Source organism: Synechocystis sp. PCC 6714, assembly GCF_000478825.2.
Lineage (GTDB): Bacteria > Cyanobacteriota > Cyanobacteriia > Cyanobacteriales > Microcystaceae > Synechocystis.
Genome location: NZ_CP007542.1, coordinates 2,628,653 through 2,654,448 on the forward strand (window position 1 = coordinate 2,628,653; position 25,796 = coordinate 2,654,448).

The following is a 25,796-nucleotide window of genomic DNA, read 5'->3' on the forward strand; positions in this document are numbered from 1 at the left end:
GAAGCTTTGCTGATCCACCCTAGTAGCGGTAATGGGCAAAGGCTTTGTTGGCTTCGGCCATGCGGTGGGTTTCTTCTCGCTTTTTGATGGCGGCGCCGGTTTCATTGGCGGCATCCATAATTTCATTGGCCAATTTACTTTCCATAGTACGACCACCACGGGAGCGGGAAAAATGCACCAACCAGCGCAAAGCCAAAGCGGTACCCCGAGCAGGACGAACTTCCATGGGCACTTGGTAGGTGGCACCACCAACCCGACGGGCTTTAACCTCCACCAAAGGAGTCAAATTTTTGATGGCTTTTTCAAACACTTCCAACGGATCTTCGCCGGTTTTTTCCCCGACGGAGGCGAGGGCATTGTAAACGATGCTGGAAGCTAGGGATTTTTTACCGGAGCGCATTACCCGACGAATAGTCATGCTCAGCAGGGTACTGTTGTAGACGGGGTCCGGGGGAACAGGACGCTTTTTGACGTTGCCGCGACGAGACATAGTTCTTTACTCTTTATTACTCTAGATAATGATTAAAAATTGCCGTAACTCCAGGACTTTGCGATTTATGTCACCGGAAGCAGGGGAAAGCTGTAAAACTGGCCACAACTTTACCGGACAGGGGAGACTAGGCTAATGGAAAGTTGGGAAAATTATTTCTTCGCTTTTTCCCGTTTGGTGCCGTATTTGGAGCGACCCTGTTTACGGTCTTTAACCCCGGTGGCATCCAGCGTACCCCGCACGATGTGGTAGCGAACCCCAGGTAAGTCCTTAACCCGACCGCCCCGAATTAGTACGACGGAGTGCTCCTGCAGGTTATGGCCAATGCCGGGAATGTAGGCGGTTACTTCAAAGCCTGAGGTGAGGCGTACCCGGGCCACTTTCCGGAGGGCAGAGTTAGGCTTCTTAGGAGTGGTAGTGTAAACCCTGGTGCAAACTCCCCGACGTTGGGGACATTGCTTGAGAGCGGGGGATTTTGTTTTCTTCTGAACCTTCGAGCGTTCGCTACGAATCAGCTGCTGGATAGTTGGCATGTGTTAAATATAGTGGGAATTAGGATCTTGCTCCTAATAAATAAGAAAATCATCGACAAATTTTCATCATACCGTTGCCTATTTAGCACTGTCAACCTAACTTCCCGTCGTCTTGGCGAAAGTTTCCGGTAAGTGTTTCAAGTCTGAGGGGAGGTCGATATCCGCTAGGGTCGGTAGGTTGTAGATGACATTTGCCAATAAGACTCCATCGGATGAGAAGTTTTGCTGGATTTTAGCCAAGGTTTGTTCGTATACCTTATCTGTGCCCCAGTCAATGCCTTGGAAGTAAGCGGGATTAAATTCAGTTAGGCCGATTAAATAATAACCCCCATCCAGGGCCGGCCCCAATACCACTAGGTACTGTTCCAACCTAGTGAAGGCGGTTTGTAAAGATGCGGAGGTGATGCCGGGACAGTCAATGCCAATAATAATGACCTTCTCACCACCCTGTGCAAAGGCCCATTGACAGGCTTGTTGGAGGCGATCACCTAAATCTCCGGTTCCTTGGGCTTGGTAGGAAAAATCGCTTCCTAACCATTGCTGCATTTGCTGTTCCGTTGCACCAGTATAGAAAATATTTACCTGGCAAGGGGTAGTGGTTTGAGCGCAAAAATGTTGGGCAGTCTGGACAGTGTGCTCCGTTAGCCTTTGTTGTAGCCTGGCCGCCCCTTCAGACCCTAACGCTGCGATCAAGCGAGTTTTAGTTTTTCCTGGTTCGGGCCAACGGGTAAAAATGAGCAAATGCTGTTTAGTTATAGGCAGTTTTTCAGACATGGAGAAATAACTCTAATCAAATCCGGCGATTCTGTTAATCTTAAAAACGGCTAATTGGTCATATTTTTCCAGCATTTGCAAGAGGTTAGACCCCATGAAGGTGGCAGTTATTGGTAGCGGTGGACGGGAGCATACTTTGGCTTGGTCGTTGGTTCGATCGCCGGAGGTTAGCCATTGCTATTGCTTGCCGGGGAATGGAGGTACTGCTGGTTTACCAAAAACGGAAAATGTGGCGATCGCCGTGGACCAGTTGACGGAAATTTGCCAATTTTGCCAAACGGAAAACATCGATTTGGTGGTAGTGGGACCAGAATTACCCCTCACTCTAGGTTTAGCGGATCAACTGCAAGACCTAAGCATAAAAGTTTTTGGCCCCACTAAAGCCGGAGCGGAGTTAGAAGCCAGTAAATCTTGGACAAAACAATTGTTGTTAGAAGCGGGCGTGCCCACCGCCTTTGGGGAAACCTTTACTACCCCAGAACCAGCCCAAGCCTACGCCGACAAAATGGGTGCTCCCATCGTGGTTAAAGCCGATGGTTTAGCTGCCGGTAAAGGGGTGATTGTGGCCCAAACTTTAGCAGAAGCCAAAGCGGCGATCGCCGAATTATTTGACCAGGGCTTTGAAAAAATTGTCGTAGAGGAGTTTTTACCGGGGCAAGAGGTTTCCGTGCTAGCCCTTTGTGACGGCAAAACGGTCATTCCCCTGCTACCGGCCCAAGACCATAAACGCATTGGCGAAGGCGACCAAGGTCTAAATACCGGCGGCATGGGAGCCTATTGTCCTGCCCCCATCGCTCCCTCAGCAGTAATAGAACGGGTACAAAAGCAGATTTTGGAACCCACTGCTGAAGCTTTAGGAAAACGGGGCATTGATTACCGTGGGGTATTGTACGCAGGCTTGATGGTCAGTCCCGATGGAGACATCAAGGTGTTGGAATATAACTGCCGTTTTGGTGATCCTGAAACCCAAGCAGTATTACCCCTGCTAGCTACTCCCCTAGAAAAGGTATTAATGGCCTGTGTGGAACAAACCTTAGATGAATTGGGACCTCTGCGATGGCATCCCGGTAGCGCAGTCTGCGTGGTGGTGGCCGCTGGAGGTTATCCCGGCAGTTACCGTAAAGGAGACGAAATCAGCGGTTTATCCCAGGCCGAAGCCCGGGGAGTGACAGTGTTCCATGCCGGCACTGAATTTAAAGAAGGCAAAATTCTTAGCAATGGCGGCCGGGTGTTGGGGGTTACCGCCCTAGGAGAAGATTTGCCCACGGCGATCGCCACTGTTTATCAAGGAGTGGGGCAGATTGAGTTTGAGGGTATGTATTATCGGCGGGACATTGGCCATAAAGCCCTGTCATAGGAGTGAGGGCAAACAAGTTAGACCCAAAAAACTTTTTCACCGCTGCAGCCAGAAAAAAGTCAGTTTGACGATGGCCAAAGGAACCCATTAGTGCATCAACGGGATCAACCGAGAATGTTAATATACGTTGCAGTTTGCCTTGAACTGCCGTCTTATCATTTGCCCTTCCCCAACTTGATTATGTTTCAACGTCTTGTGCACACATTGGCTTTAACTGTCTGCGGCCTTGCCGTTGCCTCCAGTTTGATTCCGTCAGCCCAGGGACAGGGAGTCACGGAAATAGAGGAAGTGATCATTGAAGGTGCTGGCCCAGAAAACTCTAGGGAGTTTCGTCCCCTCAACCAAGAGGGTAGTATCTTGAGCGTGGCCGCCGGCCGTAGATTGATGAATGAAGCCAATGAAGCCATTAACTTAAACCAGTACGCCGCAGCGTTGGGCAAACTCCAAGAAGCCCGCAAGATTTTTAACCAATTGTCTAATTTTCATCTTCAATTGGCTAATAGTTTCTCCGGCATTAACACAGTTATTTTTGAAGAACAAAGAATTGCCGCTTTGGAAACTGGTCAACTGCGGGACGAAGCCACCTACCGTTTAGCTTTGGTACATCGGGCTAACAATGAAGCGGCTTTAGCGGTGCCCCTACTGTTACAAATTATCCGTTCCCAGAACCCCACTACAGATTTGGGTAAAAAGTCTTACCAACAATTGTATGAGTTGGGCTTTGTTGCCTCACCATTTGAAGGCACCACCCCTACTGGTTCCAATGCAGCCCCCACAACTCCGGTGGTTAATTAATTTTTTTGTTTCGTTGGGGGCAATCCTAACCAGGCTAGGGAATTGTCCTCCTCGGTTAGGTTTGGCCAGAGTATTTTTGCTCGATCGCCGTCACCAATTGAATACACTCGAGTTCATCCGGTTTAACCCGTTCCGCAAACCAGGCTACTAAAATCTCCTTGGCGATCGCCGGAGAGGTGGCCCTTAAACTCATCACTAAAACATTGGCATCATTCCACCAGCGGGCTCCCTGGGCAGTTTCTGCATCCCGCACTAGGGCGGCCCTAACGCCGGGTACTTTGTTGGCAGCAATGGAAGCCCCAGTTCCTGTCCAACAAAACAATATTCCTTCCTCTACGGTTTGATCGGCCACTGCTTCCGCTAATTGTTGGGCGACCAAAGGCCAAGGCATGGTTTCCCCTGCCAAGGGACCAAAGAGCATCAACCCATGGCCCAATTCCTGTAGATGCTCTATGACCACATCGGTGAGGTGACATTTCTCATCACTGCCAACGGCAATTTTCATTGGGGGTTACGGATTAATGAGGAAAAGTAAACTTGCATCGATTTGCTGGAACCCTACACTTCCCCCAATTCTTTAACTTCAATTTCGATGCGGGGCGGGGCCGGCAGACTGACTAAATCCGGGTGTCCAGTTAGTAAAACAGCCGTTTGGGGTTCGCTCCACTGGGTCAGCCAATGGGGTTGAATACCTAGAGCAATGATAACCACCGCCAAGGCGATCGCCGGAATTTGTTCCTGCCACAGCACCCGGGGCAAATGGGATAACTCCATGGTCAAACGGCCAAAGAAAACTCGATTGATCATCAAGAGGAAATAAACCGCCGTTAAGCCGCTACCAATTAAACACAGCAGAGTTTGCACGGGAAAAATCGGGAAACTACCCCGGAAAACCAGAAATTCAGCAATAAAACCCACCATGCCTGGAATACCCGCACTGGCCATTACCCCCAAAATCATCAAACTGCCGGTGATAGGTAAGCCCCGTTCTGGAGCCAACAGACCTTGCAATTTATCCACATCCCGACTGCCAGTCTTTTTATAAACCACCCCCACCAACAAGAAAAGCAAAGCAGAAATAATACCGTGGCTGATCATCTGGGCTGAAGCGGCGGTCACACTCAAACGGGTAGTGGCGGCGGCGGCCAAGAGAATATAGCCCATGTGGGCAATGGAAGAATAGGCCACCACCTTTTTCATATCTTTTTGGGCGATGGCACAGGAGGCGCCGTACAGAGCGCTGATGGCCGCCAGGGTCGCTAAATAGGGGGCAAACTCTACCCAGGCTTCTAGATATAGCCCCAACCCAAAACGCAGTAAACCATAGGTGCCTAGCTTTAGCAAAACCCCCGCCAACAGCACTGACACGGGGGTGGAAGCTTCCACGTGGGCATCGGGCAGCCAAGTGTGGAAAGGAAAAATGGGAATTTTAATTGCCAAACCGAGCAGTAAAGGCAACAGCAAGAACATTTGGGTTTTCACCGGTAAGGCATCGGCCAAGGTGGGATCATAGTCAAAACTGGGGGCTTTGGTCAGCCAAAACCAACCCAGGAAAGACACCAAAACTAAAAATCCGGACAGGGCAGTGTAGAGCAAAAATTTCATGGCCGCATAGCCCCGCCGTTGTCCCCCCCAAATGGCAATGAGAAAATAGAGGGGAATAATTTCCAACTCAAAAAAGAGGAAAAATAAGAGCAAATCTTGGGCTAAAAATGCCCCTGCTACCCCACCACTAAGCAGCAACAATAAGGCGTAATAAAATCTCGGTCTTTCTATCTGGGTGTTGGTGCTAAAAATGGCAATTAACACCAAGGCACTGTTCAGTAACAACAAAGGTAGAGATAATCCATCCACCCCTAGGTGATAATTCAAACCTAAACTTGGCAACCAACGATAATATTCCACAAACTGCATCTGGGGATCACTGATATCAAATTGGCAGGCTAATAAAGTGCTCAGTCCAGCCATGGCCCCCATGATACCCAAGGCAATTTTGCGAGAGTAACAATCATGGTCAGGGTTGGGAATAATAGCAATGAGAATAGCTCCAAAAATGGGGCCCCAGATGAGAGCACTGAGCATGGGAATTACGGTTTAATAAAGTTAGTTGAAAAGTCAATTGAATTGAAACTGACTTGGTAAAATTTTGATTTATTCAATCAAATGTTATCAAAGCAAAGGAAACTGATAAAGGGTAAATTAAGAAGGATAAAATTAGTCAATAAAAGTGTTTGGTTAACTTTAATCTTTAGTTAACTAAGGGACAATTAGCGATAGCCAACTGGCCCAAAACTGCCCGATCGCCGTCCACTGGCCACTGAGGGAAAACCAGATTAACAGAGCCACACCGACTAAAATGGTGAGCAGATAAAATTGGGATTGCCCGGTGACATTATATTTGAGGGCACTGCCGCTGAAAATAGTCACTAAACTGACCAGGTTTACTATGCCGTCGATGACGTAGCGGTCAAACCAAGTGCTAGTTTTCGCGATCGCCGCCACCGCTGCCACCACCGTAGCCCCATAAATTTTGTCTAGGTAAACATCGTAGGCGAACAAATCCTGCAAAAATCGCACCGGCAACTGACTCGAACGGGATAGGTTCCGCCGCAGAGGCAAAAGACTTCCCAACAAAATTCCCATAATTCCTGCCCCAATCAGCACAGGCATGGCCCACTGGGTAAGGGAGGAACTCAAACTAAGGGGAGAAGTAGCAGATAACCAGAAAGACCATTGTATAGGGGCAATGGGTACTAACATGGTCATGATGATCAAGCTCACCATGGGCACCGCCATGGGCCAGGGCACTTCGGGAGCCCGCCGAGTTTTGGGTTGGGGTTTGCCGAGGAAGACTAGACGGAAAACCCTGGTTAAATTGAGGGCAGAAAATAAGTTAACAAAGGTCAGTAGACCTAACAAAGACCAAGTTACCGGCCAATCACCACTAAACCACTTTTGCCAAGTCCAAAACATCCCCAGGGGAAAGACTGCCAATAGCCCCGCAGATCCCACCAAAAAGGATGTGGTGGTCACGGGCATACGGTTCCATAACCCCCCCATTTCGGTAATATTCTGACCGCTAGTGGTGAAAATAATTGACCCGATACTCATAAATAGCAATGCTTTGGAGATTGCATGGGCGAATAGCAACAGAAAGGCAATGTCCACCTGCCCTAGGCCCACCGCAATGAATACCAATCCCAGATAAACGCTGGTGGAATGGGAAAGGGTACGTTTAATGTCAATTTGGGCAATGGCGATCAGAGAAGTCATCACCACCGTCAATGTTCCCAGCACAATCAATGTCTTGGAGGCGATCGGGGAGAGGGTAAACACCGGCTGCAATTTGATCAGCACATAAGCTCCGGCGGATACTACCACCGAATTTCGCATAATGCCCGCTGGGTTAGGGCCCTCCATGGCTTCGTCTAACCAGAGATTGAGGGGAAACTGGGCACATTTACCCGTAGGCCCGGCAATTAGAGATAATCCCAACAAGGTTGCAGTGATGCCCGTCACCGGCACTGCGCTAGCCCAATTGTCTAGCTGGGAAAAAGTTAAACCCTGACCGTAGCTGGAAAGGGCCACTACCCCCATTAGCAAAATAATGTCTCCCACCCGCTTGGTTAAAAAGGCATCCCGAGCTGCCGTTACCACCAGGGGTTGGGCATACCAAAAACCCACCAGGAGATAGGTGGAAAGGGTCAACATTTCCAACAGGCCGTAGCTCAAAAATAGAGAATCACTCAGGGCAATGCCCCCCAACGCTGCCTCAAAAAAGCCCAATAGTCCGTAAAATCTAGCCAAAGACCAGTCCTTTTCCATGTAGCCCAGACCGAAAATTTGCACCAAAAAACTGATGCCAGTCACCACCGACAGGGCTCCCAAACTCACCGGCGAAATTTCGATCGCCAGAATAAGGTCTAAATCCGCCACCTGGAGCCAATGGAAAATAATTTGTTCACTGGGTCTTTGCCAAATGGCCGACAGGGCCACCATACCGTGGAGGGCAGACACCAAGGTCATGAAAACGTTAAAATATGCTGCTGGCCGAGGCCCTGTTTGTTTAATTAACCGAAATGACCAGGGCAGAGTCAGAATTGACCCAATCAGACTATAAAAAGGAATAAACCAACTACTTTGTAAAAGAAAATCGGACATTGAGCTTGGGATTGCGAGGAGTTTTAGCCTAGGGTTCGCAAAAAATAGGCGATTTGTGATCAGATTTTACGCTATCGCCGCCTCAATTCTCATTTTGGCGATCGCCGTTGTTGTCCCAGCAATGTTTTAAATTTTCCCTTCTAACCGTAGATGGCCGCATTCCTCCCAATTATCAAGATTGGAAAAATTCTGGACCCCATCAACTGCCATGGGCCTCTTAAATTGCAGAAGTATAGTTGATTTAATTGAAAGTAAGACACTGACCGGAGCTAAAAGTCTCTTTGATAAAGACCTTAGCCGTCTCAACCTTACTTTGATTGACTGTAATTCAAAATCAAGCCTCTGGAGGAGTGTTTTTTTTCCCGGCTTTGGACTTAGCGGTTTTATTTGTCTTGGGGGCTTTCGTCGTTTTTGCTTTAGTGGCCCTGGTCGTTTTTTTAACTTCCGGCTCTGCAAGGATATCTGAATCCTGTGGCGATTCAGTAACTGCGGGTTCCGTTGATACTTCCATTAATTCAGGCACTCCAGGAACCACAGATAGATCCACCTCCTCTGGAGGACTAACTTTCTCCAACCCTTGCTCCGGAGATTTTGCTTCCGCCTGTCTAGTTTTGCTAGCTTTAAATTCAGTACTTTCTGCTGAGTTTGGGGAAACTTCTTCCCCGGGAACGGCCACAGATTTCAATTGGTTGTTATTGTTGTCTGGGCTAGATTGACTGACCGTACCATCAGCTTGATCTTTTGTTTCAGAGCCGTCTAAGGAATCGGGTTTTTTCTCCCTTTTCTCCGCCCTTTGGCCCTGTTCAGGTTTTTTGTCAGAGCCCTCGGCATTGAAAGGAGTCTTTTTCACTCTCCTCGGAGTTTGTTCCACTGGATCGGCAATTTGTTCCACAAAGCCAAAACAATTTCTTTGGGGAATCAACCGGGCCAAAATTTGGTAAAACTTGGGTCGATCTTCCGAATCTTTACGGAAACGGTAGGGGGGTTGATCACTCCAAATTAAAGGCAAATGCTGATTGTTGGGGCGATTTTCGTAACTCTTCAGCTCGTTGCGATAAACACTAAAAACCGGCCGACGACATTGGGGAATAAATTGCCACACCCCCCGCAAAACAAAAATTCCAGGGTCGCTTTTTTCGTGTTGCTCCGTGCCCATCCAGACCACCTTGAAGCTCAGCCCCTCCCCTTTGGATTGGGGATAGCATTTAATCCAAGCTAATTTCCCTTCCAATGCGGCCGCTATGGCGATCGCCCGACGGGGTAAATAGAGGGTAAAGTCAGCATCCCGAATTTGTACGTAATAACGTTCTTCCCCTTTGCGTACTATGCCCCGCAACCAACCGATGGCCTGGTAATAGTTTTTCGCCGTAGTATCAAGGGTGGTATTAACTGGGGCTTCAGGTACAAGGCCTTCCACCGAGGCCGCGTTGACTTCTAAATTTTCAGTCTCTAAAGTTTTCTGGGGAGGCTTAGGGGGAGTGGGTTGCATAGTGTTAACAATCTTGGACGCTCGGTGAACACTGAATCTAGTGTCTGAATTAGTAGTATGAGTGACAATTCGTCCCAAAGCAAGGGCCCGCAAAAATAGCAGGAGCCCACACAAACCTTACTTAAAACCTAAAAAATGAAGGGTTCCGGCCACATAGCAAGAACCCCCTGGGTCAGATTATTTAAATACAATCAAGCCGTTAATTCTGGCCGACCTCGCCGGTCTAATCTCCCCTGGCTAGAAAGTTTTTCAGACTAGCGAGGAGGGGCGGCGATGGAAAAGTCAGTGTTTAGTAGCGGCTACCGCCGTAACTCTTGCGGCCACCACCGTAGGAACCAGCACCACTGCGAGTTTCCCGGGGCTTAGCTTTATTAACTTTTAGGTCACGACCCATCCATTCCGCACCGTCAAGGGCTTCAATGGCGGCCGTTTCTTCAGCATCAGCTTCCAATTCGACGAAGCCAAAGCCACGCATGCGGCCAGTCTCCCGATCAGTGGGGAGTTGAACACGTTTAACAGAACCGTACTCGGCAAAAACCGCAGTTAAGTCGGCTTCTGAAACGTCATAGGACAAGTTGCCTACATAGATTGACATGGATTTTCTCCAAAAAACTTAGGAATATGTAGAGGGGGATTTCGGAGAAATGCCTGTCAATGGAAAAACGCGAAAAGCCGTTAATACTAGAAACAAATGCTACCAACCGAATAATTACTCTATGGGGATATCCTAGCATGCTGTTCCCCTGGGAGGTAATTTTAGGTCTTGAATTCTTGACAAGAAGGGGAGAAAAGTCCTGCCCCGGAGTAGCCAGGAAAGGATGGTACCATGGCTTAGACGGCTCATGCCCTTAGCTTTCGTTCACCTAAACATTTAACTAAATTTTCGAGCTCAGCTTTCCATGACCAACGCCGCCCTAGACGATAAGACTATCGTTCGTGACTATTTCAATTCCACTGGTTTTGACCGTTGGCGCCGCATCTATGGCGACGGACAGGTTAACTTCGTCCAAAAAGACATCCGGGTGGGGCATCAACAAACCGTTGACACGGTGGTGGACTGGTTAGTAGCGGACGGTGATTTACCAGGCCTGTTGGTGTGTGATGCCGGTTGTGGGGTGGGAAGTTTGAGCATTCCCCTGGCCCAGGCCGGAGCATTGGTCTATGGCAGTGATATTTCTGAAAAAATGGTGGGGGAAGCCCAGCAAAAGGCCCAAGCCCTATTGCCCTATGGCAATCAGCCCACGTTTATGACCCAAGATTTAGCCCAGTTGGGAGGGAAATATGACACGGTTATTTGCTTGGATGTCTTAATTCACTATCCGACGCGGGAGGCGGCAGCGATGATTAGCCATCTAGCATCCCTAACTGATCGCCGTTTAATTCTTAGTTTTGCCCCCAAGACGTTGGGTTTGACGGTGTTGAAAAAAATCGGTGGACTGTTCCCCGGCCCCAGTAAAACCACCAGGGCTTATCAGCATAAAGAGGAGGATATCCGCAAAATTTTGGGGGATAACGGTTTCTCCATTGCCCGCACTGGTATGACCAGCACTCGCTTTTACTATTCCCGTATTTTAGAGGCGGTTCGTTCCTAGTTCCCATGGCCATTACCCCTGCCCAATTATTGGATTGGAAACGTCAACAACGGCCCATTGTGGCCCTCACTGCCTGGGATACGGCGATCGCCTCGGTGTTGGATGGAGCGGGGGTAGAAATTATTTTGGTAGGGGATTCCCTGGGTATGGTGGCTTTGGGTTACGACACTACCCTGCCGGTGAGCTTGGATACCATGATTCACCATGCGGGAGCGGTAAAGCGGGGAGTACAGCGGGCTTTAGTGGTCTGTGATTTGCCCTTTTTGACCTATCAGGAGAGTCCGACCCAGGCAATTCGTTCTGCGGGGCGCATTTTGCAAGAAGCCGGTGCCCAGGCGGTGAAATTAGAAGGGGGCCATCCCCGTTTAGTGGAAACGGTAGGTCGGCTAACAGAAATAGGTATTCCCGTGATGGGCCACGTGGGTCTTACCCCCCAATCAGTGCACCAGTTGGGCTACCGTCGTCAGGGGCAAGATGCTCTCGGGGCGGACAGAATTCGTCAACAGGCGATCGCCTTGGCTGAAGCGGGAGTATTTGCGGTGGTGCTAGAGCACATTCCTGGGGAGCTGGCGGCTAGTATTACTGAGCAGTTAGCCATTCCTACCATTGGTATCGGTGCTGGCCCCCACTGTGATGGCCAGGTTCTAGTAACGGCGGATTTATTGGGGCTAACGGTCAAACAACCTCCCTTTGCGCCCGCCTATGTGGACCTACGGCGCACCATTACGGAAACAGTACGTAAATTTAGTGGCGAAGTAAGACAAAGGCAATTCCCCCGTCAAGATTAACCATTGCCCTCGGGTAAAATACCGGTCTGTGAATCCCATGATCTTTCCCTTAGTCAGCAATAAACTAGCCAACTATGATCGATCTGATCAAATAGAAACGATTGCTCAGGAATTATAGTCGTTTCTAGTAAGACTAAGGTAGTCAAATTCACCGAAAAGCTTGTCAATAAAGACTTATGCAGTCTCAAAATTATTTGAAATGACTATACCTCTCCAACTCTCCGGTGTGGGATGACTTTCTGGCCCAAGGCGGATTTATACCGGGGGAAGTTGTGACGATTACTCCTTTTAAAGCTGGTACCCCCTGGCTCCAAGGCATTGTTCAACAGCTTTTATGCAATGGAGCGGACCCGAATACAGCCCTAAGCGAAGCTTCTCCTTAGTTAGATTCAAGCTGGGGCAATCATTAATCATTGTTCCTTCAACCATATGAAAAATCGGGCAGATAGATAAGAGAGTGTACTTTAGGGCTCAAACATAAGTAATGCCGAGAAATTTTTTCCAAAAGGTCCCGAGAGTGATTATGAAAGGGATTTGACCCCTGAACAAATTGCTCGTTTTGATAGTTTGGCAGTGCAGATCCTTGGCCCCAAATGTACCCATTGGTTGGAAACGGGTTTACGATTGTGACTTTCACTAATAATAAATATCTACCCCATGGCCTCTGAGGGTTACTGGCACTGGTTCCGGAGTCAGGCCAAGGCGATCGAGCTGGTTCCGCTCTACACCACTACCATTGTTAGTCTGTCTTGCCTATTATTTTGGAACTATGGGCTACTCGAAAACTTCTGCTTTTTCTAAAGGAATGCCCTGTTGGTCTTTGCTAGATAAAATCGGTGTTTCCTTTAACTGCCAATCAATATTTAAATATGGATCGTTCCAAAGCAACGTTCGTTCATGGTTGGGAGCATAGTAATCGGTGGCTTTATACAAAACCTCAGCTTGAGGGGAAAGTACAGAAAAACCATGGGCAAATCCAGGGGGAATCCAGAGTTGTCGTTTATTTTCAGCACTGAGAATACAGCCAACCCAATGACCAAAACTGGGAGAACTACGGCGTAGATCCACCGCTACATCGAAAATTTCTCCCCGGGCCGCCCGCACCAATTTGCCCTGGGGGTACTGGATTTGGTAGTGCAAACCCCGTAAAACACCCTGGCGGGAAAAGGAATGGTTATCTTGGACAAAATTGGGAATGAAACCAACCTTTTCCTCAAATACTTTAGCGTTATAGCTTTCAAAGAAAAAACCCCGCTCGTCTCGGAAAACCTTTGGCTCTAGAATAAAAACATCAACACACCAAGTAGCAGAGCTCTGGACGATCGCCGTGGGGATTCCGTTCATGGGGTTAACTCCTGATAAATAGAATTAATCAATACTTTCACCAAAAACCTACCATTAGATTGGTGAAGAAGATCTTGTAAAGTCATAATTCAGTCAATTCAGAGTTTTTCTGTATGCTCATTTTCTGAACATACAAATTTAAAATCTATAAATTCTGAATAAATATTTGCCAATGATTGAAAAATCATTAATTATCCTTGGAGTTTGCCTGAAAATATTCCCTATTCTGCAGTTTTTTTCGGGGAAAAATAAATAAAAATTCCCTGGCATTGGAGAACTTAAAGATAACAGCAAAACTTTGTAAATAAGTTTTTATTTCCTTGTCCTTGTTGGGTTTGTTATCCTGTAATCAGGATAGCCGAAAGGAAGTAGTTGCTTACGTCTCCGTTGATCGAATTTATGCAGAACCTATTTTAGAAAGCTTTTCCCAGGCAACCGGCATCAAGGTGTTCCTGACCTATGACGTAGAAGCAACCAAAACCGCGGGCCTAGCCAATCGTTTATTGCTGGAAAAAGACGGAAGCTGAATTAATTCACCTTGGGGGCAGTCAGTTACCCCTCCATCCTCGTTCCCCAGTCTCTACCTGCTTGGAAAATCTAGTGGTCAAACCAATGGAAGTCAGTCCTAGTCCTGCCCAGGTATTTGAGCAATTGGAGGCTTCTAAGCGCGATTTACAAACCATTTTTGTCCGCTGATGTAATCACCAACTAGCTTTGTGGAGCGGTGGGAAAAATTGGGGTTAATGGTTTTGGCCCTGGTCATTGGGGCTTTAATAGACATAATGGCAGGTCACCTGGATTGGCTGGCCCTGGCTTACCCTGGGGACGACGGGGACATCTGCTTGGGCAAAGCATCAAGTTGGCCGGAGTCGTGGCGATCGCCGCCTTGGGAAAACCTGCATAGCATAGATCAAAATGGACAGGACCAACACCGAACCACCACCCCCAAAAGCCCCAAAATTAGGGCAATGCAAACGGCTAAAAAATAGCCCACCATTTGGAGTGGCATGGCTATTATTCCTTGATTTGGTTGTAGGGTAATTTGCCTAAAAGATTCGCCATCATGCAAGTACCAGAAAGTCCGGCAAATAATAATCCCGCGCCGACAAAACCACTAAGAAAATAAAATCCAGGGGCGACAAAAGTGCCCAGCAAAACCCCCGTTAACACCAAACTACCGGCAACAATTTGTACCTGGCGCATAATACTGATGGGGGCATTTTTTATTTTTATCGTCGGTAACCCGGCCTGTTTCCAAGCTAATAATCCCCCTTCCAAATGAATGATTCCTTCCACTCCAGCAGCCCTCAATTTTTGCAGGGCGTTGCCGGAACGGTTACTACTTTGGCAATAGAGCACTGTCGTTTTTCCTTCGGCCTGGGGTAATTGACTGGGATTGAGTCGGGATAAAGGCAAAGAATAGGCATCGGCAATGTGTTCCCCAACAAATTCCAGTGGCTCCCGCACATCAACCAGAATTACCGCATCCTGTTGGCGCAGTTGTTGCAATGTTTTGGGGGCAATGGTGACATTGGTTTGGGTAGGGCTAGTCATGGGTTAATCTCCGCTTAAGTTTATTCCTAATAGTTCTAAATTTAGTTAGCAAAGTGTTGCCAATTAATCTGGTGTGTTGGCCAACAAGCCTTGCCATTCTTGGAGGACAAAGTAGGGAACTTTAATTTGTTGATCTTGTCCCTCCAACGGTAAATCCAATTCCCAAATGCCATTAATTTCTAAATTGGTAAAGTCTACCGTAACTAAAAATTGACCAACATTTGCACCGGGGCTTTCCTCTACTAAAAGGTCAGTTAAGTTAATGGTGTTACCGCTATTGTCCCGAACTACCAAAGGGGCTGGATGGCGAAAGGATGTGACTCCAGGAAAACCCACCAAGCGCAAATTAGTTTCCGTTTTGCCATTGGCTTTCACCCGCTTAAACAGAACCACTTGCCAAGTTTTTCCCGTTTGATCCCGCAGAGATTGACGGGATTGGGAAAGGGTTTGCCCCGGCTGTTCCGTAATCTCCCGCACTAGGGCTGGAGCTGCCCCCGGCCAAAGGGTGAAACAGGAGCAGCAAAAACCAAAGCTAACTACTGCTAGGGTTAAAACTTTGCCCCAGCGACGGAAAAGGGAATGACACCAACTGGCCATAATCGTGAGCGGATTTTCCGGAAAATGGGTCTTGATTGGTCTTGAAGCAAGTCTTTAAACGGCAACAGCCCTTTGGCCGCAGGGTTGTTTGGCGGGCACCACTCCCATAATTTTCTTTGGACCAGGCAGGTTTACACTATCCATAAATTCGATCAAGCCCTGGCGATCGTGCCCTAATAAGCGGGGGTTAAAGCATTTTCCTGTTCCAATGGTGGAAATGGCGTGGCCCCGATAGTTATGGCTGGGATAAACAAAAACTTCCTCCGGCAGAGTGAATAATTTGCCGTGGATAGAGTCATACAACATACCCGCATCACGGTTTCGGAAATCCGTGTCAAACAATTGACGGAATAACATGGTTTTTATCGACTCTACTCTTTACATTCTGTTATGCCATTAAGTTGGGGTCAATCGTCCACTGGGGGTATTGTTTTTGATTTGGGGAGGCGTTCCGTAATTTTTGAGCTGAAATTGTCTTTCAAGGCTGGGGTAGGGTTGTGGCCAATGGCAAGCGAAATAGCGGGGCAGAATAAATCCAAAGCTGGGGGGAGAGGTGTATAGAAAATGAACCTTAACTTTAGAAACCCTTCCATGAAAACCACCCACAATTTTTTGACCTCCGGTTTGGCGATCGCCACTGTGGGCACAACTCTTTTAGGCACAACCTTGGCCATTGCTTCCGTGGTGTTTGCTCCGCCCCAAGCAACGGTGGCCCAAATGATGCAGAACACCGGCACAAGACCCCTCTCCCCTACTCTTCAAGGTAAACCTGTAGTGGTGGATATTTATGCCACTTGGTGCCCCGGCTGTAAAACCATTGCCCCCACCCTTTCCCAATTAAAAAAACAGTACCAAGGCAAAGTGAACTTTGTGGTTTTGGATGTTTCCGACAAAAACACCACTAAACAAGCAGAAGCCAAAGCCAAGGAATTGGGGCTGACCAATTTCTTTGAAATGAATAAAACCCAAACTGCCACTGTGGCCATCATTGATCCCGCCACGGGCATGGTTGTTCAGCAGTTCCGCAAAAATGCCAATGCGGGGGATTATACCAAGGTAATTAATGGAGAAATCTCCAGAATGGCAAAAAAATAGTTGATCCCAAGGGGTTTGGAGTTCAGACCCCTTTGTTTGCTATTGAATAAACCATTTTGGCATTGCTATGTTTAACCGTGCCGGTCGTCGCTTTTCCCTGTCAAATTCCCAGGGCTTGTACCTAGCCTTAGCCCTTGGAGCTTTTTCATTGGTTTTGATTGCTAGTCAATGGTCGAGGTTGACGGAGGGCCTAGATCATTCCATTGCCCTGGTGGAAAATTATTACCAGCAATGGTTTGACCAACAAAATACTGAAAACCCTCTTATACTCTTGCCCCTAGCTTTTTTTGGGGGGCTATTGGCTAGTTTTTCTCCCTGTATCCTGGCATTATTGCCGGTCAATTTAAGCTATATCGGTACACTCAAGGTTACCTCCCGTCGTCAGGCTCTGGTTAAAGCCAGCCTATTTGTTTTAGGTACGGTGATTGTCCTTAGTTTATTTGGTTTAGCTTCCGGTTTTGCCACAGCCATTATTGTTGATTTCAAGGGGTACGTCCATCTGGCGATCGGTGTCATTATCCTGCTCATGGGACTAAGTTTTGCCGGGCTAATCCATTTACCCCTACCCCAAACCCAAATTAACTTGCCAGTGGCCGGGCCTCTGGGGGTGGGTATGACCTTTGCCTTAGTGAGTTCCCCCTGTGCCAGTCCCGTACTATTTGCTGTTTTGGCCGCCGCTGCCACCACTGGTTCCCAGAGCCTAAGTGTATTGACTATGGTTTTCTATGCTTTGGGCTATACTGCCGTAATTTTCCTGGCTAGCTTGTTCACTGGCATTGTTAAACAAAGTCGAGTTTTGTTGGAACACTCCGATTGGGTAATGCGGATTGGCAGTGTCCTCTTGATTTTGGCGGGGGGATATTATGTTCTGACGGGGCTGGGCTGGTTTTTCTAGTATGCAAGGTGCTGGACAGGATGACGGAGAAATTATGGAAGCAGTACAAAAGGGAGACTCCCTGGCCCTGGGCATTCTCTACAGTCGTTACGGTGCCGTGGTTTATCGTTTAGCTCTGAGGGTATTGCAAAGGCCCCAGGATGCGGAGGATTTAACCCAAGAGATTTTCCTTGGCCTGGAAAAATCCACCCAATATAACCAAAAGCGGGGAAGTTTACTCAATTTTTTACTGACCTTAACCCGGTCCCGGGCCCTAAATAGGATTCGCCAAGGCCAATCCCAAGATCGTCTTCTTCAACGTTGTCAACATCACCATTCCCTAGATGTGCCTGATTTACCAATGGAAAATGCCACTTTAGCTGAATTATCCCAACGGGTGGCCTCTGCCCTGGAAACATTGCCCCCTAACCAGCGGCAAGTGCTAGAGCTTGCTTACTATCAGGGACTGAGCCAGTCGGAAATCACCCAGCAGCTTCAAATTCCCCTCGGGACAGTGAAAACCCGTTCCCGTCAAGGGTTATTAAAGCTAAAAAATTTATTACAAGACCTTGTGGAGTAACACTATGCAATCCCCAGACCCCATTGCCTTGGAGGAATTATTGGCGGGCTATGTACTCGAAGATTTAACTTTGGAGGAAAAAATCCAGGTGGAAGAGTTATTGGCCCAAAATCCGGACTTAATCAAGGAAGTCCAGCAATTGAGGAGCATTTTTAACCTTTTACCCTTAGGACTTTCCCCAGCGGATGTGCCGCCGCCCCTGTTATTGTCCCGTTCTCCGGCTAACCAGTCTTCAACATCGATTATTCAAACTACTAGAAAGTTTCCCTGGAGAAAAGTCGCTCTGGGCAGTTTACTCACCATGGCGATCGCCGCTTTGGGATGGCAAAACCATCAACTGCATGAACAATTAGCCCACCGTGAGCAGGAAAATCAGCAATTACAACAGCTATTCAGTTCCCAAACAGATTTAGCAAACTATCAATATCCGGCCCAAAAATTTTTGAAATATCGCCAGGTGGTGAATCTTCTGCAAGAACCGAACAAAAACTTTCTAACCCTAAGGGCAATTAAGGGGAAATCCCAAGCCACAGGAAGTTTGATTGTGGGAGCGGAAAGTGCATCGGCCTTATTAGTCCTTAAAGATGTACCATCTCCCTCCGACGGAAAAGTATATCAACTGTGGGCTGTGATTAACGGGAAAAAAATAGCCTGCCGTTCCTTTCAACCCAATGACCAGGGAGAAGTTCTGTTGGAAATTCCCGTTGAAAAATGGTTTTCTGCTTCCGAAGTTATGATCACTGAAGAAAATAGAGGGCAAATGCTCAAACCCCAAGGAGAAATGGTTATTGAAGGCTATCAAGTTCCTTTCCAGTCCTAATAGAAAAATAGGCGATCGCCATCCACTCTGTGTCGTACAGTTCACCACAAACAGAAGTTTCTTCTTGAAATCTTAGATTTTCAGCCTGGTCTTTATTGATAGTTGATTTAATTGAGAGTAAGACACTGACCAGAGCCAAAACCGTCTTTGGTAAAGAGCTTAGCCGTCTCAATCTTACTTTGATTGACTATAATACTGGCGAAAAGCATGGATTAGCTCAGCAGTGGCATTGTTCTGATGAATGGGTTTGATTACACATTGACTATCTTCGGCTATCTTCAATTCCAGTCTAGTCCATATCAAAATCAACCCCCAAGGACATGCGTAGGGGACCCAAACCCAATTCCTTTGGCGTGAGGAAGCGGGTTTCAAAATAGCCCAACATGTGGCGGAGCTCTGGCCTCCCCTTAGACTGACCTGTGACCCCCATGGCAATTAGCACAGCACAGTAACCTTTGGTATCTCGACAACGGCGTTCCCAGTTTTTCTTCGCCTGGCGGTGGGCGGGAGCATCATGCAAAAATTCGCCAAAAAGAAATAATTTATCCGCACCGGTCTTGAGAATGCCCAAATCGTACTTAGTCTCCGTCCAGGGATCTTGCCCCTCATTAAAGCCCAGTCCGGCAATTTCCCCCTCCTGTTGTAAACGGCGGATCAAATCTTTGGCTTTGGGACGGCTGGTTTGGATCATCAACACTGGCATGCCATCCCCCTTTTGCCGAAATTCCCCTGCTTGATAGTAGACCACGGGGGAAGAGCGGAGGCTTTGCACCAATTCCCAAGGCACCATGCCTAGGCTCATATAGGAATTGTCGGGGATTAAATCATCTTCGAGCAGGTCGTCCTCATCTTCGTCATCTTCATTGTCGAAACCCAATCTTAGTAAAAATTCCGCTGTTAAATCCGGCTGGGTGGAGAGCCGCACCACTAATCTTTCTTTGCTTGTTCTGGGTTTGAGGGGGTGTTTCACCTTCACCTCTTCCGTAATCAAGTCAAAGTCCTCCGATTCGAAATAGGAGTAATGGGCTTTGACGAAATGGGCCAATCCTTCCAGGGCACAGTAAATGGCTAAAGCTTCCCCTTCATCGATAAAAGGACGAATGCCTTCTAGGGGATGGATGCTACCAAAAATGGCCATGGTCTCACCATCATCGCTGACTGGGAGAAATGGGTCATTGTCCCTGGCGATTGTCCTCCCCTGAAAGTCCTGTTCATAGTTAATAAACCAACAGTCTTGGACAAGAAAAATTTGTTCTAGGGACTGATTATTGTCTTCACCCATGGCCATTTCCCGAAAGGCTTTGAGGGAGTCGAGGGAGCGGTAGAGAATGATGCCATATTCTTCTCCCAACATGCCCATTACACAGGCATAGAGGGGCGGGACTTCTTCTAGGCTAGGTATTTCGATGGCGAGAATGTCTAAGTCCGTCAACACTTCCCAGGGGGCTAGGTGCCAAATTTCCCGGGCTAATTTTTTTAGCGGGGCGTCGAATTTTGCAGGGATAGGTTCAGGACGACGGTCTTCAATGGTATCGAAGGTACGAAATAGTTCGTCGATCAGGGGCAATTGGGCTTGGTATTCAACGCTGATGTTGAGACCCTGTAGTATGCCCCGTAAAAGGAATTGTAATTCTCGGTTACGGACAACAATTTTTTTGGGGCGGCAGGGGGGAGCCGGTGATCGGGGCATTTCCATTGCCCGGATTAGGGTACGGACAACGGTTTCCATGCCAGCGGTTTCAGGAATTACATCCATGGACCTCACTAAGCCTTCACTGCCATCCACCCAGAGAATACATTCTCCCCCTTCCCCTTCTTCCCTTTCCCCCAATGCTCCCCCATTAAACGGCCGGCGATCGCCTTCCCAGACACTCGGAATCTGTGGTAGTTGTTGCAACCGATGCTGGGTGGACGAAGGCAGGGAAGATGTCATAGATGAACAATGGGCGGACAAAGGTAACAAACGCAATCAGGTGGTGGAGGAACGGGGGGGAGGTTATGGTCAGAGCCAATGACCAAGCAATAGTAGATAGTTATGAGTGGCATCAGATCACCCTGGACAAATGGGACTCCACCAGCCCTGAAACGTCTAATATCCTAACAAGGAATCCCCAGATTGCGGGCTTTTCTAAATGACTTGATACATAATGGGCAAGCTCAACCAGTCGGTGGTGGATAGCAATGCCATGTCTTCGGGGACTGGGGCTACGGTTACGCTGTGGGAGGCCAAGTCCTGCACTAGGGCTAGCACTACGGGGAGTATGTTTTTCAATACCAGCACTCGGGGGGGATAATTTTCTAGGCCGGGGGGATTGGTGGAGTTATTGCCGGTAATTTGTTGTCCCAGAGCCATAGCCGTGCTGGGCAACGGAAAACGGGAAAGGATCAAAAACCAATGGGCGATCGCCTTATCTCCTCCAATCATCCATAGGGGATCTTCAGGGCCGGGCCAGGTTAGTTGTTCTTTACTCTGTAATAGCTTGAGATCTGGACGGAGAATGCCGGCTACATTTAGCCCCCGGTTATTGGCCCCGATTAAAAAACCGTAGAGGGGTTCGTTGCCAAAGTTTTCCAATTGACATTGCAATGCTTGGTTGGTGGCCACGGTGGGAAGGAAGGTGGGGGGAGCATTGGGAATGCCATTGCCTCCATTGCCGGAACTATGGTCCTGGGGAGAGTGGGGAAAACGGGTCGATCGCCATTGATAGACCAAACGAGGTAGGGGATTATCGCCGCTGGTTTGTTGGGTCAATGTGAGGGCTACTCCTAGCTGGGTAGTGTCTCCGTTGGCCAGCAAAGTCAGCCATTTAAGCGCCAGCAAACGATTTAGACAAGCATCGAGGGCACTGACTACGGTTTTTACTGCTCCGCTAGACTCCGATTTGGTCAGGGGTTGTAGGGGGTTGCCCCCTTCGGTAAAGAGGCTGTAACGATGGGTTTCCAGTTTGCCAAACACACAGTCCGCACTGCCTTCCCCTGCATTAATTACTGCTTCCACTGTGGCGATCGCCCCGAAGGCGCTGGTGGCATCCACCCGCTCAATGCGTTCTAGGTCATGGGCCAAAGCCACCGTTAAGGCAAGGTTTTTGGGAATAGCCCGGTACATTTCCCGTAGGGTACTCCCCAGTAGAGTTTGACTGTCCACTTTGGCCAAGACTTCCGGTGTAACTGCTTTTCCTGATTGATCTATGCCGGATTTTGCCGTTAGGGCTCCGGCGATCGCCGTTAGGGTAACCGTTTCTCCTTTAATGTTTTGTACCTGCCAGAGGGAGTTGCTAGGGCGGTCAAGATTATCCCCTGTAATGATGCTATCCCCTTGTTCAATGCCCGGCATGGCCCAATAGCAAGAGTGGAGCAGAGCACGTTTTTGCACCAGGGGAATGGGGGCGAAAATATGACCTTGTAAGGAATTGTTACCGACCAAAGTGGTTACTATGCCTTCCCCTGCCATCCCTGGGGCTGTGGGGGAGAAAAAGTCGGAGGAATTATTCGGCGATCGCCATTGGGGAATTTGCTCTGTACCTAAACGGGGCACTAACAAATTGCGACTATGGTCCCACAGACTTGGCATCACATTGGCCGAACCATTTTCCCACAGACTCTGGGTCAGAGCTAGGGTGAATAGTCCCGCTGACTGCTTGCCCAATTGAATTTCCACGGCCGTTTGTCCAGGGCTAGTGGCGCTGATTAAGGTGACATTGCCTAAGTTAGTTTTGGGGAGAGGATTGCTGATGTTAGCCTCTGGGGGCAGTCGCCCTCCCCGACCAGCACTACGGGCTCGGAGATTGCCTCGAAAGTCTTCCACCACAGTATTGAAGCCACAGTCTAAGAGCAAATAAACCTGTTTGGTTTTCAAGGACTGCAACCAACTGACCAAGGTCGTAAGGGGAAGAATTTGCTCCTCCTTTTCCCCTTCCCCGGTTAAACACAGTCCCAAATAGGAGAGAGCTTGCTCCCAGGTGGGATTAGTAGCTAAACTGGCAGGCGGATTATAGCTACCGTAACCACTAAAAGCCACCACCACTGAGTCACCTTTTTGTACCTGTTGACGTAAATGGTTTTCAAACAGGGTTTCCAAGGCTGGCAAAGTAATTTCCTGGGGGTCTAACCCTGCCACATTTGCCGACTTAACTCCGTAATGTCCCTGGAGCACATCCTCTAGCAATTGTTTGTCCGTGGTGCACCCGGCCAATGCTTGGCGATCGCTGCTGATGCCCCCACCGCCCTGGCCTGCCGCCAACAGCAGAGCCCATTTTTGATTTGTAGTAGATGCTAGAGCATGGCCCATACTACGGCTAGACCTTCCCCAGGCCCAGCAACCAAGCCCTAGGGCCAAGCCACTACGTAAAAATGTCCGTCGGTCAAAGGTCATTGTCAATTCAACTCTCTAAGGCGATCGCCATGGGCCTAGCTTAGCGTTTCGAGAACTTTGGTGCTGGATACATTCCCATAATCAGATTAACAGCAATGCCTACATTGATGGGTGAGGTAAAGCAAACTTTTTTCCTTAATGCTGAACTAATTTATTTAGCTTGTTGAGCTAATTTAGGTTGAATTTGGTAACCAAAACATAGCAGAGAAAACCACAGTTTTGGGGAAAGACTTTCCAGCCAACTGCGGGAGTTGAGCAACCATTGGGGATACCAGAAGCGGAAGATGGCGTTGAGGAAAGATTGACGGGAAAAATCAAAATAAACTAACAACCATTTCACTAAATCAGCGGTACCGGCCATTTGCCAAATCCAAAACAATAATTGAGGATTTTTGCTGGCAGCCTTGAGAGCTAAACGGGAAAAGAGCAACCAAGTGGTACGGTCTTTGATAAAAGTTTCCGCCACCGTCGGAGGAGAGTCCGCCAATAAACCAAAGAAAGTGTTGAGCATGGCATTAACCTGTTGCGGAGGTAATTGTTTCCCCGTTGGCACCATCATCCCTTTGGAAAACATCCAAGTCACAGCAATATTACTTTGGTAGGCTCGAATTTGATTTAATTCCTTAGCTTGGAGCAGATCATATTGCAAAGCTGTGTGGAGTAAATCGGTCAACTTGGCCAAGTTGCGTACTAGAGAGCCAAAACCAGTGAACACCAAGGGAGATTGCAAAGAGGCTGCATCCCCGATCGCCAACAATCGATCCAAAGCAATGGTGCGGTCTTGGGCACTGGTGCTGAAGTGGCCGGGAATGTAACCAAAGGTGGCTTTTTTCCAAGTTAATTTTTCCAGATTACAACGGCGATACTCCGGTAAAATGCTGAAAAAGTCTTCATACATTTCCAACAAAGAACCGGGATTTTTTCGATTAACTTGATGGTAATGGAAGAGATAAATAGTCATTTCATCCCCTGCACCAGGAAACAATTCCCAAATTAATTGGCGGCCCCGGGAAATATCCCCATGGGAATTGAGCACGTCGCCATAATTTTTATCCCAAACCATCGGATCTAGTCCTTCCACCACCGCCCCTACGGTGGGACAAACACTGTTAAATGTTTTGCCGCCATTCAACTGCCAAGCAATGGGAGAAGCGGTGCCCATGGCATCTACTAATAATCTTCCTTGGGCTGTTTTTGTCTGATTATTTTCTAAATTGAGACAGCTAACCACTACTTTTTGAGGGTCAATGGTGGCATTGATAAATTCAGTTTGATCCCAAACAATGCCCCCTGCTTCTCGAAATTTTTCACCACAGATGGCCAAAAATTTATTAGAGTCAAGGGCGACGTTTAATACTGTGGGAGTATGGAGCACATTAGCTTTGAGATGGGGGGGATTATAGGCATCAAAAAATTTATTGAACCCATCTCGATACTCCCGGGCAATCACGCTTTCAAATTCTTCGGTAGTAAATAAATTCAAATCAATTAATCGCTGAAATTCATCCCGGGAAATATTCCATTCCCGATTCATTCGCCCAAACGGTAGGCGTTCAATTAGGAGCACCCGATAACCCAACCGAGCCATCACCGCCGCATGGATTGACCCCAAGGCCCCACCGAGATAAATCAGGTCAAACTCAGGGGTTTCTGGAGCCACCGCCACCGGGCTAGACGTTTGGCTAACTACCTGGGGGGGAGTTTGGGGATTGGCCACATTTTCTCGCCAGCGCTGTTCCCACCAGTACGCCCGTTTGAGGTCATATTCCCCCTGGGGAAATTTTTGGAAAAAGTTGACTGTTTCAGGATATCGATCCTGCAATGCTTGGAAAATATTCTCCCTAGTCAAATCGATCGCCGGTGGGGCCGGATAGATAGGTGAAAACTTTTGTTCTAATGCCCGGCGTAATTGTTTGGCGATCGCCTTTTCCTGGGGAAAGCTGGTGTTACCCCAACGGACACATTTAAGATAAGTAGTCCTCTGTAAAGACCAAACAAAAATTGATAACTCGCTGCTTTGACCGGAGGAGCCTTTTAACCGCAAACCCTGGTGGGTAGGGAATTTTTGACCCACTAAGGGAGACCATGGCCCCTGTAGCCAAGCAATAACCTCAGCAGTGGCCGGGGTGGGGACTTCACAGTAAAGCAGTTCACGCATGGGTTTGGGACGATCTTAAAATCTTTAGCTAGTAGGTTGCCAATGGTCAAAGGAGATATATTTAAAAAGCCAAATTATGCGACTTTTCCTTATGGTATCAATCAAGGGGCAACCAAATGACAACTCTCTGATGGGATAGGAAAAAGTCCCCCCTAACGTAGGCAGAAGATTGACTAAAAACTTCTAGAAGTTCAGCAAAATTTTCCATGGGCTTATTCGATTAATCAAGAAAAAAGCTTCTCTGATTTTCCCAATCATCAAGTCAATGAAAAGAGTTTAATTTACTTACAGTTATTTATTGGGCAAAGTTTTTTAAGCACAACGTAAAAAGTAAAAAATAAATTTATAGTTGATTTAATTGAGAGTAAAACAATGACCAGAACTAAAAGCGTCTTTGGTAAAGACCTTAGTCGTCCTAATCTT

Annotated in this window: 26 protein-coding genes; 11 read left to right on the plus strand and 15 right to left on the minus strand. The window is 47.9% G+C overall.

Features of this window, described 5'->3' with window-relative positions; genetic code table 11:
* Nucleotides 1-19: 19 nt before the first annotated feature.
* From rpsG to D082_RS12045, 3 genes are all read right to left on the minus strand, one after another.
* On the minus strand, nucleotides 20-490 hold the full coding sequence (gene rpsG / locus D082_RS12035) for a 30S ribosomal protein S7 (RefSeq protein WP_028947405.1): 471 nt from the start codon (nucleotides 488-490) through the stop codon (nucleotides 20-22).
* Between the two features lie 152 nt (nucleotides 491-642).
* Complete coding sequence (gene rpsL / locus D082_RS12040; RefSeq protein ID WP_010872944.1) at nucleotides 643-1,023, minus strand: 30S ribosomal protein S12; 381 nt, start codon at nucleotides 1,021-1,023, stop codon at nucleotides 643-645.
* A gap of 96 nt (nucleotides 1,024-1,119) precedes the next feature.
* The gene (locus tag D082_RS12045) at nucleotides 1,120-1,797 is read right to left on the minus strand and encodes a TIGR04282 family arsenosugar biosynthesis glycosyltransferase (protein ID WP_038530857.1); all 678 of its coding nucleotides are present in this window, start codon (nucleotides 1,795-1,797) and stop codon (nucleotides 1,120-1,122) included.
* Nucleotides 1,798-1,891: 94 nt separating this feature from the next.
* On the opposite strand from D082_RS12045, the gene purD reads away from it, so the two are divergent.
* A complete protein-coding gene (gene purD / locus D082_RS12050) occupies nucleotides 1,892-3,154 on the plus strand; it encodes a phosphoribosylamine--glycine ligase (RefSeq protein ID WP_028947403.1) in 1,263 nt (420 codons plus the stop codon).
* Between the two features lie 180 nt (nucleotides 3,155-3,334).
* A complete protein-coding gene (locus D082_RS12055) occupies nucleotides 3,335-3,949 on the plus strand; it encodes a hypothetical protein (protein ID WP_028947402.1) in 615 nt (204 codons plus the stop codon).
* 55 nt (nucleotides 3,950-4,004) lie between these two features.
* Here D082_RS12055 and D082_RS12060 read toward each other — a convergent pair whose 3' ends face one another.
* From D082_RS12060 to D082_RS12080, 5 genes are all read right to left on the minus strand, one after another.
* Nucleotides 4,005-4,454 carry an RpiB/LacA/LacB family sugar-phosphate isomerase gene (locus D082_RS12060; RefSeq protein ID WP_028947401.1) on the minus strand — a complete coding sequence of 150 codons (450 nt, stop codon included), beginning with the start codon at nucleotides 4,452-4,454 and terminating at the stop codon, nucleotides 4,005-4,007.
* 53 nt (nucleotides 4,455-4,507) lie between these two features.
* Nucleotides 4,508-6,031: an NADH-quinone oxidoreductase subunit M gene (locus tag D082_RS12065; protein WP_028947400.1), complete on the minus strand. Its 1,524-nt coding sequence runs from the start codon at nucleotides 6,029-6,031 to the stop codon at nucleotides 4,508-4,510.
* A gap of 174 nt (nucleotides 6,032-6,205) precedes the next feature.
* On the minus strand, nucleotides 6,206-8,110 hold the full coding sequence (locus D082_RS12070; protein WP_028947399.1) for an NAD(P)H-quinone oxidoreductase subunit F: 1,905 nt from the start codon (nucleotides 8,108-8,110) through the stop codon (nucleotides 6,206-6,208).
* A gap of 334 nt (nucleotides 8,111-8,444) precedes the next feature.
* Nucleotides 8,445-9,599 carry a hypothetical protein gene (locus D082_RS19065; RefSeq protein ID WP_238546717.1) on the minus strand — a complete coding sequence of 385 codons (1,155 nt, stop codon included), beginning with the start codon at nucleotides 9,597-9,599 and terminating at the stop codon, nucleotides 8,445-8,447.
* 289 nt (nucleotides 9,600-9,888) lie between these two features.
* Nucleotides 9,889-10,194 carry an RNA-binding protein RbpA gene (locus D082_RS12080; RefSeq protein ID WP_028947397.1) on the minus strand — a complete coding sequence of 102 codons (306 nt, stop codon included), beginning with the start codon at nucleotides 10,192-10,194 and terminating at the stop codon, nucleotides 9,889-9,891.
* A gap of 304 nt (nucleotides 10,195-10,498) precedes the next feature.
* Here D082_RS12080 and bchM point away from each other — a divergent pair, with 304 nt between their 5' ends.
* The 3 genes from bchM to D082_RS18810 all read left to right on the plus strand — a co-directional run bounded on the left by bchM (nucleotide 10,499) and on the right by D082_RS18810 (nucleotide 12,362).
* The gene (bchM, locus tag D082_RS12085) at nucleotides 10,499-11,191 is read left to right on the plus strand and encodes a magnesium protoporphyrin IX methyltransferase (protein ID WP_028947396.1); all 693 of its coding nucleotides are present in this window, start codon (nucleotides 10,499-10,501) and stop codon (nucleotides 11,189-11,191) included.
* 5 nt (nucleotides 11,192-11,196) lie between these two features.
* Nucleotides 11,197-11,979: a 3-methyl-2-oxobutanoate hydroxymethyltransferase gene (gene panB, locus D082_RS12090; RefSeq protein WP_028947395.1), complete on the plus strand. Its 783-nt coding sequence runs from the start codon at nucleotides 11,197-11,199 to the stop codon at nucleotides 11,977-11,979.
* 224 nt (nucleotides 11,980-12,203) lie between these two features.
* On the plus strand, nucleotides 12,204-12,362 hold the full coding sequence (locus D082_RS18810; RefSeq protein ID WP_202963080.1) for a hypothetical protein: 159 nt from the start codon (nucleotides 12,204-12,206) through the stop codon (nucleotides 12,360-12,362).
* 391 nt (nucleotides 12,363-12,753) lie between these two features.
* Here the strand turns inward: D082_RS18810 and rfbC are convergent, their stop codons facing one another.
* Nucleotides 12,754-13,323 carry a dTDP-4-dehydrorhamnose 3,5-epimerase gene (gene rfbC / locus D082_RS12095; protein ID WP_028947394.1) on the minus strand — a complete coding sequence of 190 codons (570 nt, stop codon included), beginning with the start codon at nucleotides 13,321-13,323 and terminating at the stop codon, nucleotides 12,754-12,756.
* A 335-nt stretch (nucleotides 13,324-13,658) separates the two neighbouring features.
* On the opposite strand from rfbC, the gene D082_RS19070 reads away from it, so the two are divergent.
* Complete coding sequence (locus tag D082_RS19070; protein ID WP_238546718.1) at nucleotides 13,659-13,850, plus strand: hypothetical protein; 192 nt, start codon at nucleotides 13,659-13,661, stop codon at nucleotides 13,848-13,850.
* 255 nt (nucleotides 13,851-14,105) lie between these two features.
* A complete protein-coding gene (locus D082_RS19075) occupies nucleotides 14,106-14,312 on the plus strand; it encodes a hypothetical protein (protein WP_162472468.1) in 207 nt (68 codons plus the stop codon).
* 25 nt (nucleotides 14,313-14,337) lie between these two features.
* Here the strand turns inward: D082_RS19075 and D082_RS12110 are convergent, their stop codons facing one another.
* The 3 genes from D082_RS12110 to D082_RS12120 form a co-directional block, all read right to left on the minus strand.
* Entirely contained in the window at nucleotides 14,338-14,877 is a 540-nt protein-coding gene (locus D082_RS12110) for a rhodanese-like domain-containing protein (RefSeq protein WP_028947391.1), read from the minus strand.
* A 63-nt stretch (nucleotides 14,878-14,940) separates the two neighbouring features.
* The gene (locus D082_RS12115; RefSeq protein ID WP_028947390.1) at nucleotides 14,941-15,474 is read right to left on the minus strand and encodes a DUF3122 domain-containing protein; all 534 of its coding nucleotides are present in this window, start codon (nucleotides 15,472-15,474) and stop codon (nucleotides 14,941-14,943) included.
* Nucleotides 15,475-15,528: 54 nt separating this feature from the next.
* A complete protein-coding gene (locus D082_RS12120; protein ID WP_238546719.1) occupies nucleotides 15,529-15,831 on the minus strand; it encodes a hypothetical protein in 303 nt (100 codons plus the stop codon).
* 234 nt (nucleotides 15,832-16,065) lie between these two features.
* On the opposite strand from D082_RS12120, the gene D082_RS12130 reads away from it, so the two are divergent.
* The 4 genes from D082_RS12130 to D082_RS12145 all read left to right on the plus strand — a co-directional run bounded on the left by D082_RS12130 (nucleotide 16,066) and on the right by D082_RS12145 (nucleotide 18,843).
* The gene (locus D082_RS12130; RefSeq protein ID WP_028947388.1) at nucleotides 16,066-16,569 is read left to right on the plus strand and encodes a thioredoxin domain-containing protein; all 504 of its coding nucleotides are present in this window, start codon (nucleotides 16,066-16,068) and stop codon (nucleotides 16,567-16,569) included.
* Between the two features lie 67 nt (nucleotides 16,570-16,636).
* On the plus strand, nucleotides 16,637-17,464 hold the full coding sequence (locus tag D082_RS12135; protein WP_028947387.1) for a cytochrome c biogenesis protein CcdA: 828 nt from the start codon (nucleotides 16,637-16,639) through the stop codon (nucleotides 17,462-17,464).
* Nucleotide 17,465: 1 nt separating this feature from the next.
* The gene (locus D082_RS12140; protein WP_028947386.1) at nucleotides 17,466-18,023 is read left to right on the plus strand and encodes a sigma-70 family RNA polymerase sigma factor; all 558 of its coding nucleotides are present in this window, start codon (nucleotides 17,466-17,468) and stop codon (nucleotides 18,021-18,023) included.
* A 4-nt stretch (nucleotides 18,024-18,027) separates the two neighbouring features.
* Nucleotides 18,028-18,843 carry an anti-sigma factor domain-containing protein gene (locus tag D082_RS12145; protein ID WP_028947385.1) on the plus strand — a complete coding sequence of 272 codons (816 nt, stop codon included), beginning with the start codon at nucleotides 18,028-18,030 and terminating at the stop codon, nucleotides 18,841-18,843.
* Nucleotides 18,844-19,132: 289 nt separating this feature from the next.
* Here the strand turns inward: D082_RS12145 and D082_RS12150 are convergent, their stop codons facing one another.
* From D082_RS12150 to D082_RS12165, 3 genes are all read right to left on the minus strand, one after another.
* The gene (locus tag D082_RS12150; RefSeq protein ID WP_038530871.1) at nucleotides 19,133-20,776 is read right to left on the minus strand and encodes a hypothetical protein; all 1,644 of its coding nucleotides are present in this window, start codon (nucleotides 20,774-20,776) and stop codon (nucleotides 19,133-19,135) included.
* Nucleotides 20,777-20,971: 195 nt separating this feature from the next.
* A complete protein-coding gene (locus tag D082_RS12160; protein ID WP_028947383.1) occupies nucleotides 20,972-23,215 on the minus strand; it encodes a caspase family protein in 2,244 nt (747 codons plus the stop codon).
* A gap of 151 nt (nucleotides 23,216-23,366) precedes the next feature.
* Nucleotides 23,367-25,373, minus strand: coding sequence for an NAD(P)/FAD-dependent oxidoreductase (locus tag D082_RS12165; RefSeq protein ID WP_028947382.1), 2,007 nt, complete (start codon nucleotides 25,371-25,373; stop codon nucleotides 23,367-23,369).
* Between the last annotated feature and the right edge of the window lie 423 nt (nucleotides 25,374-25,796).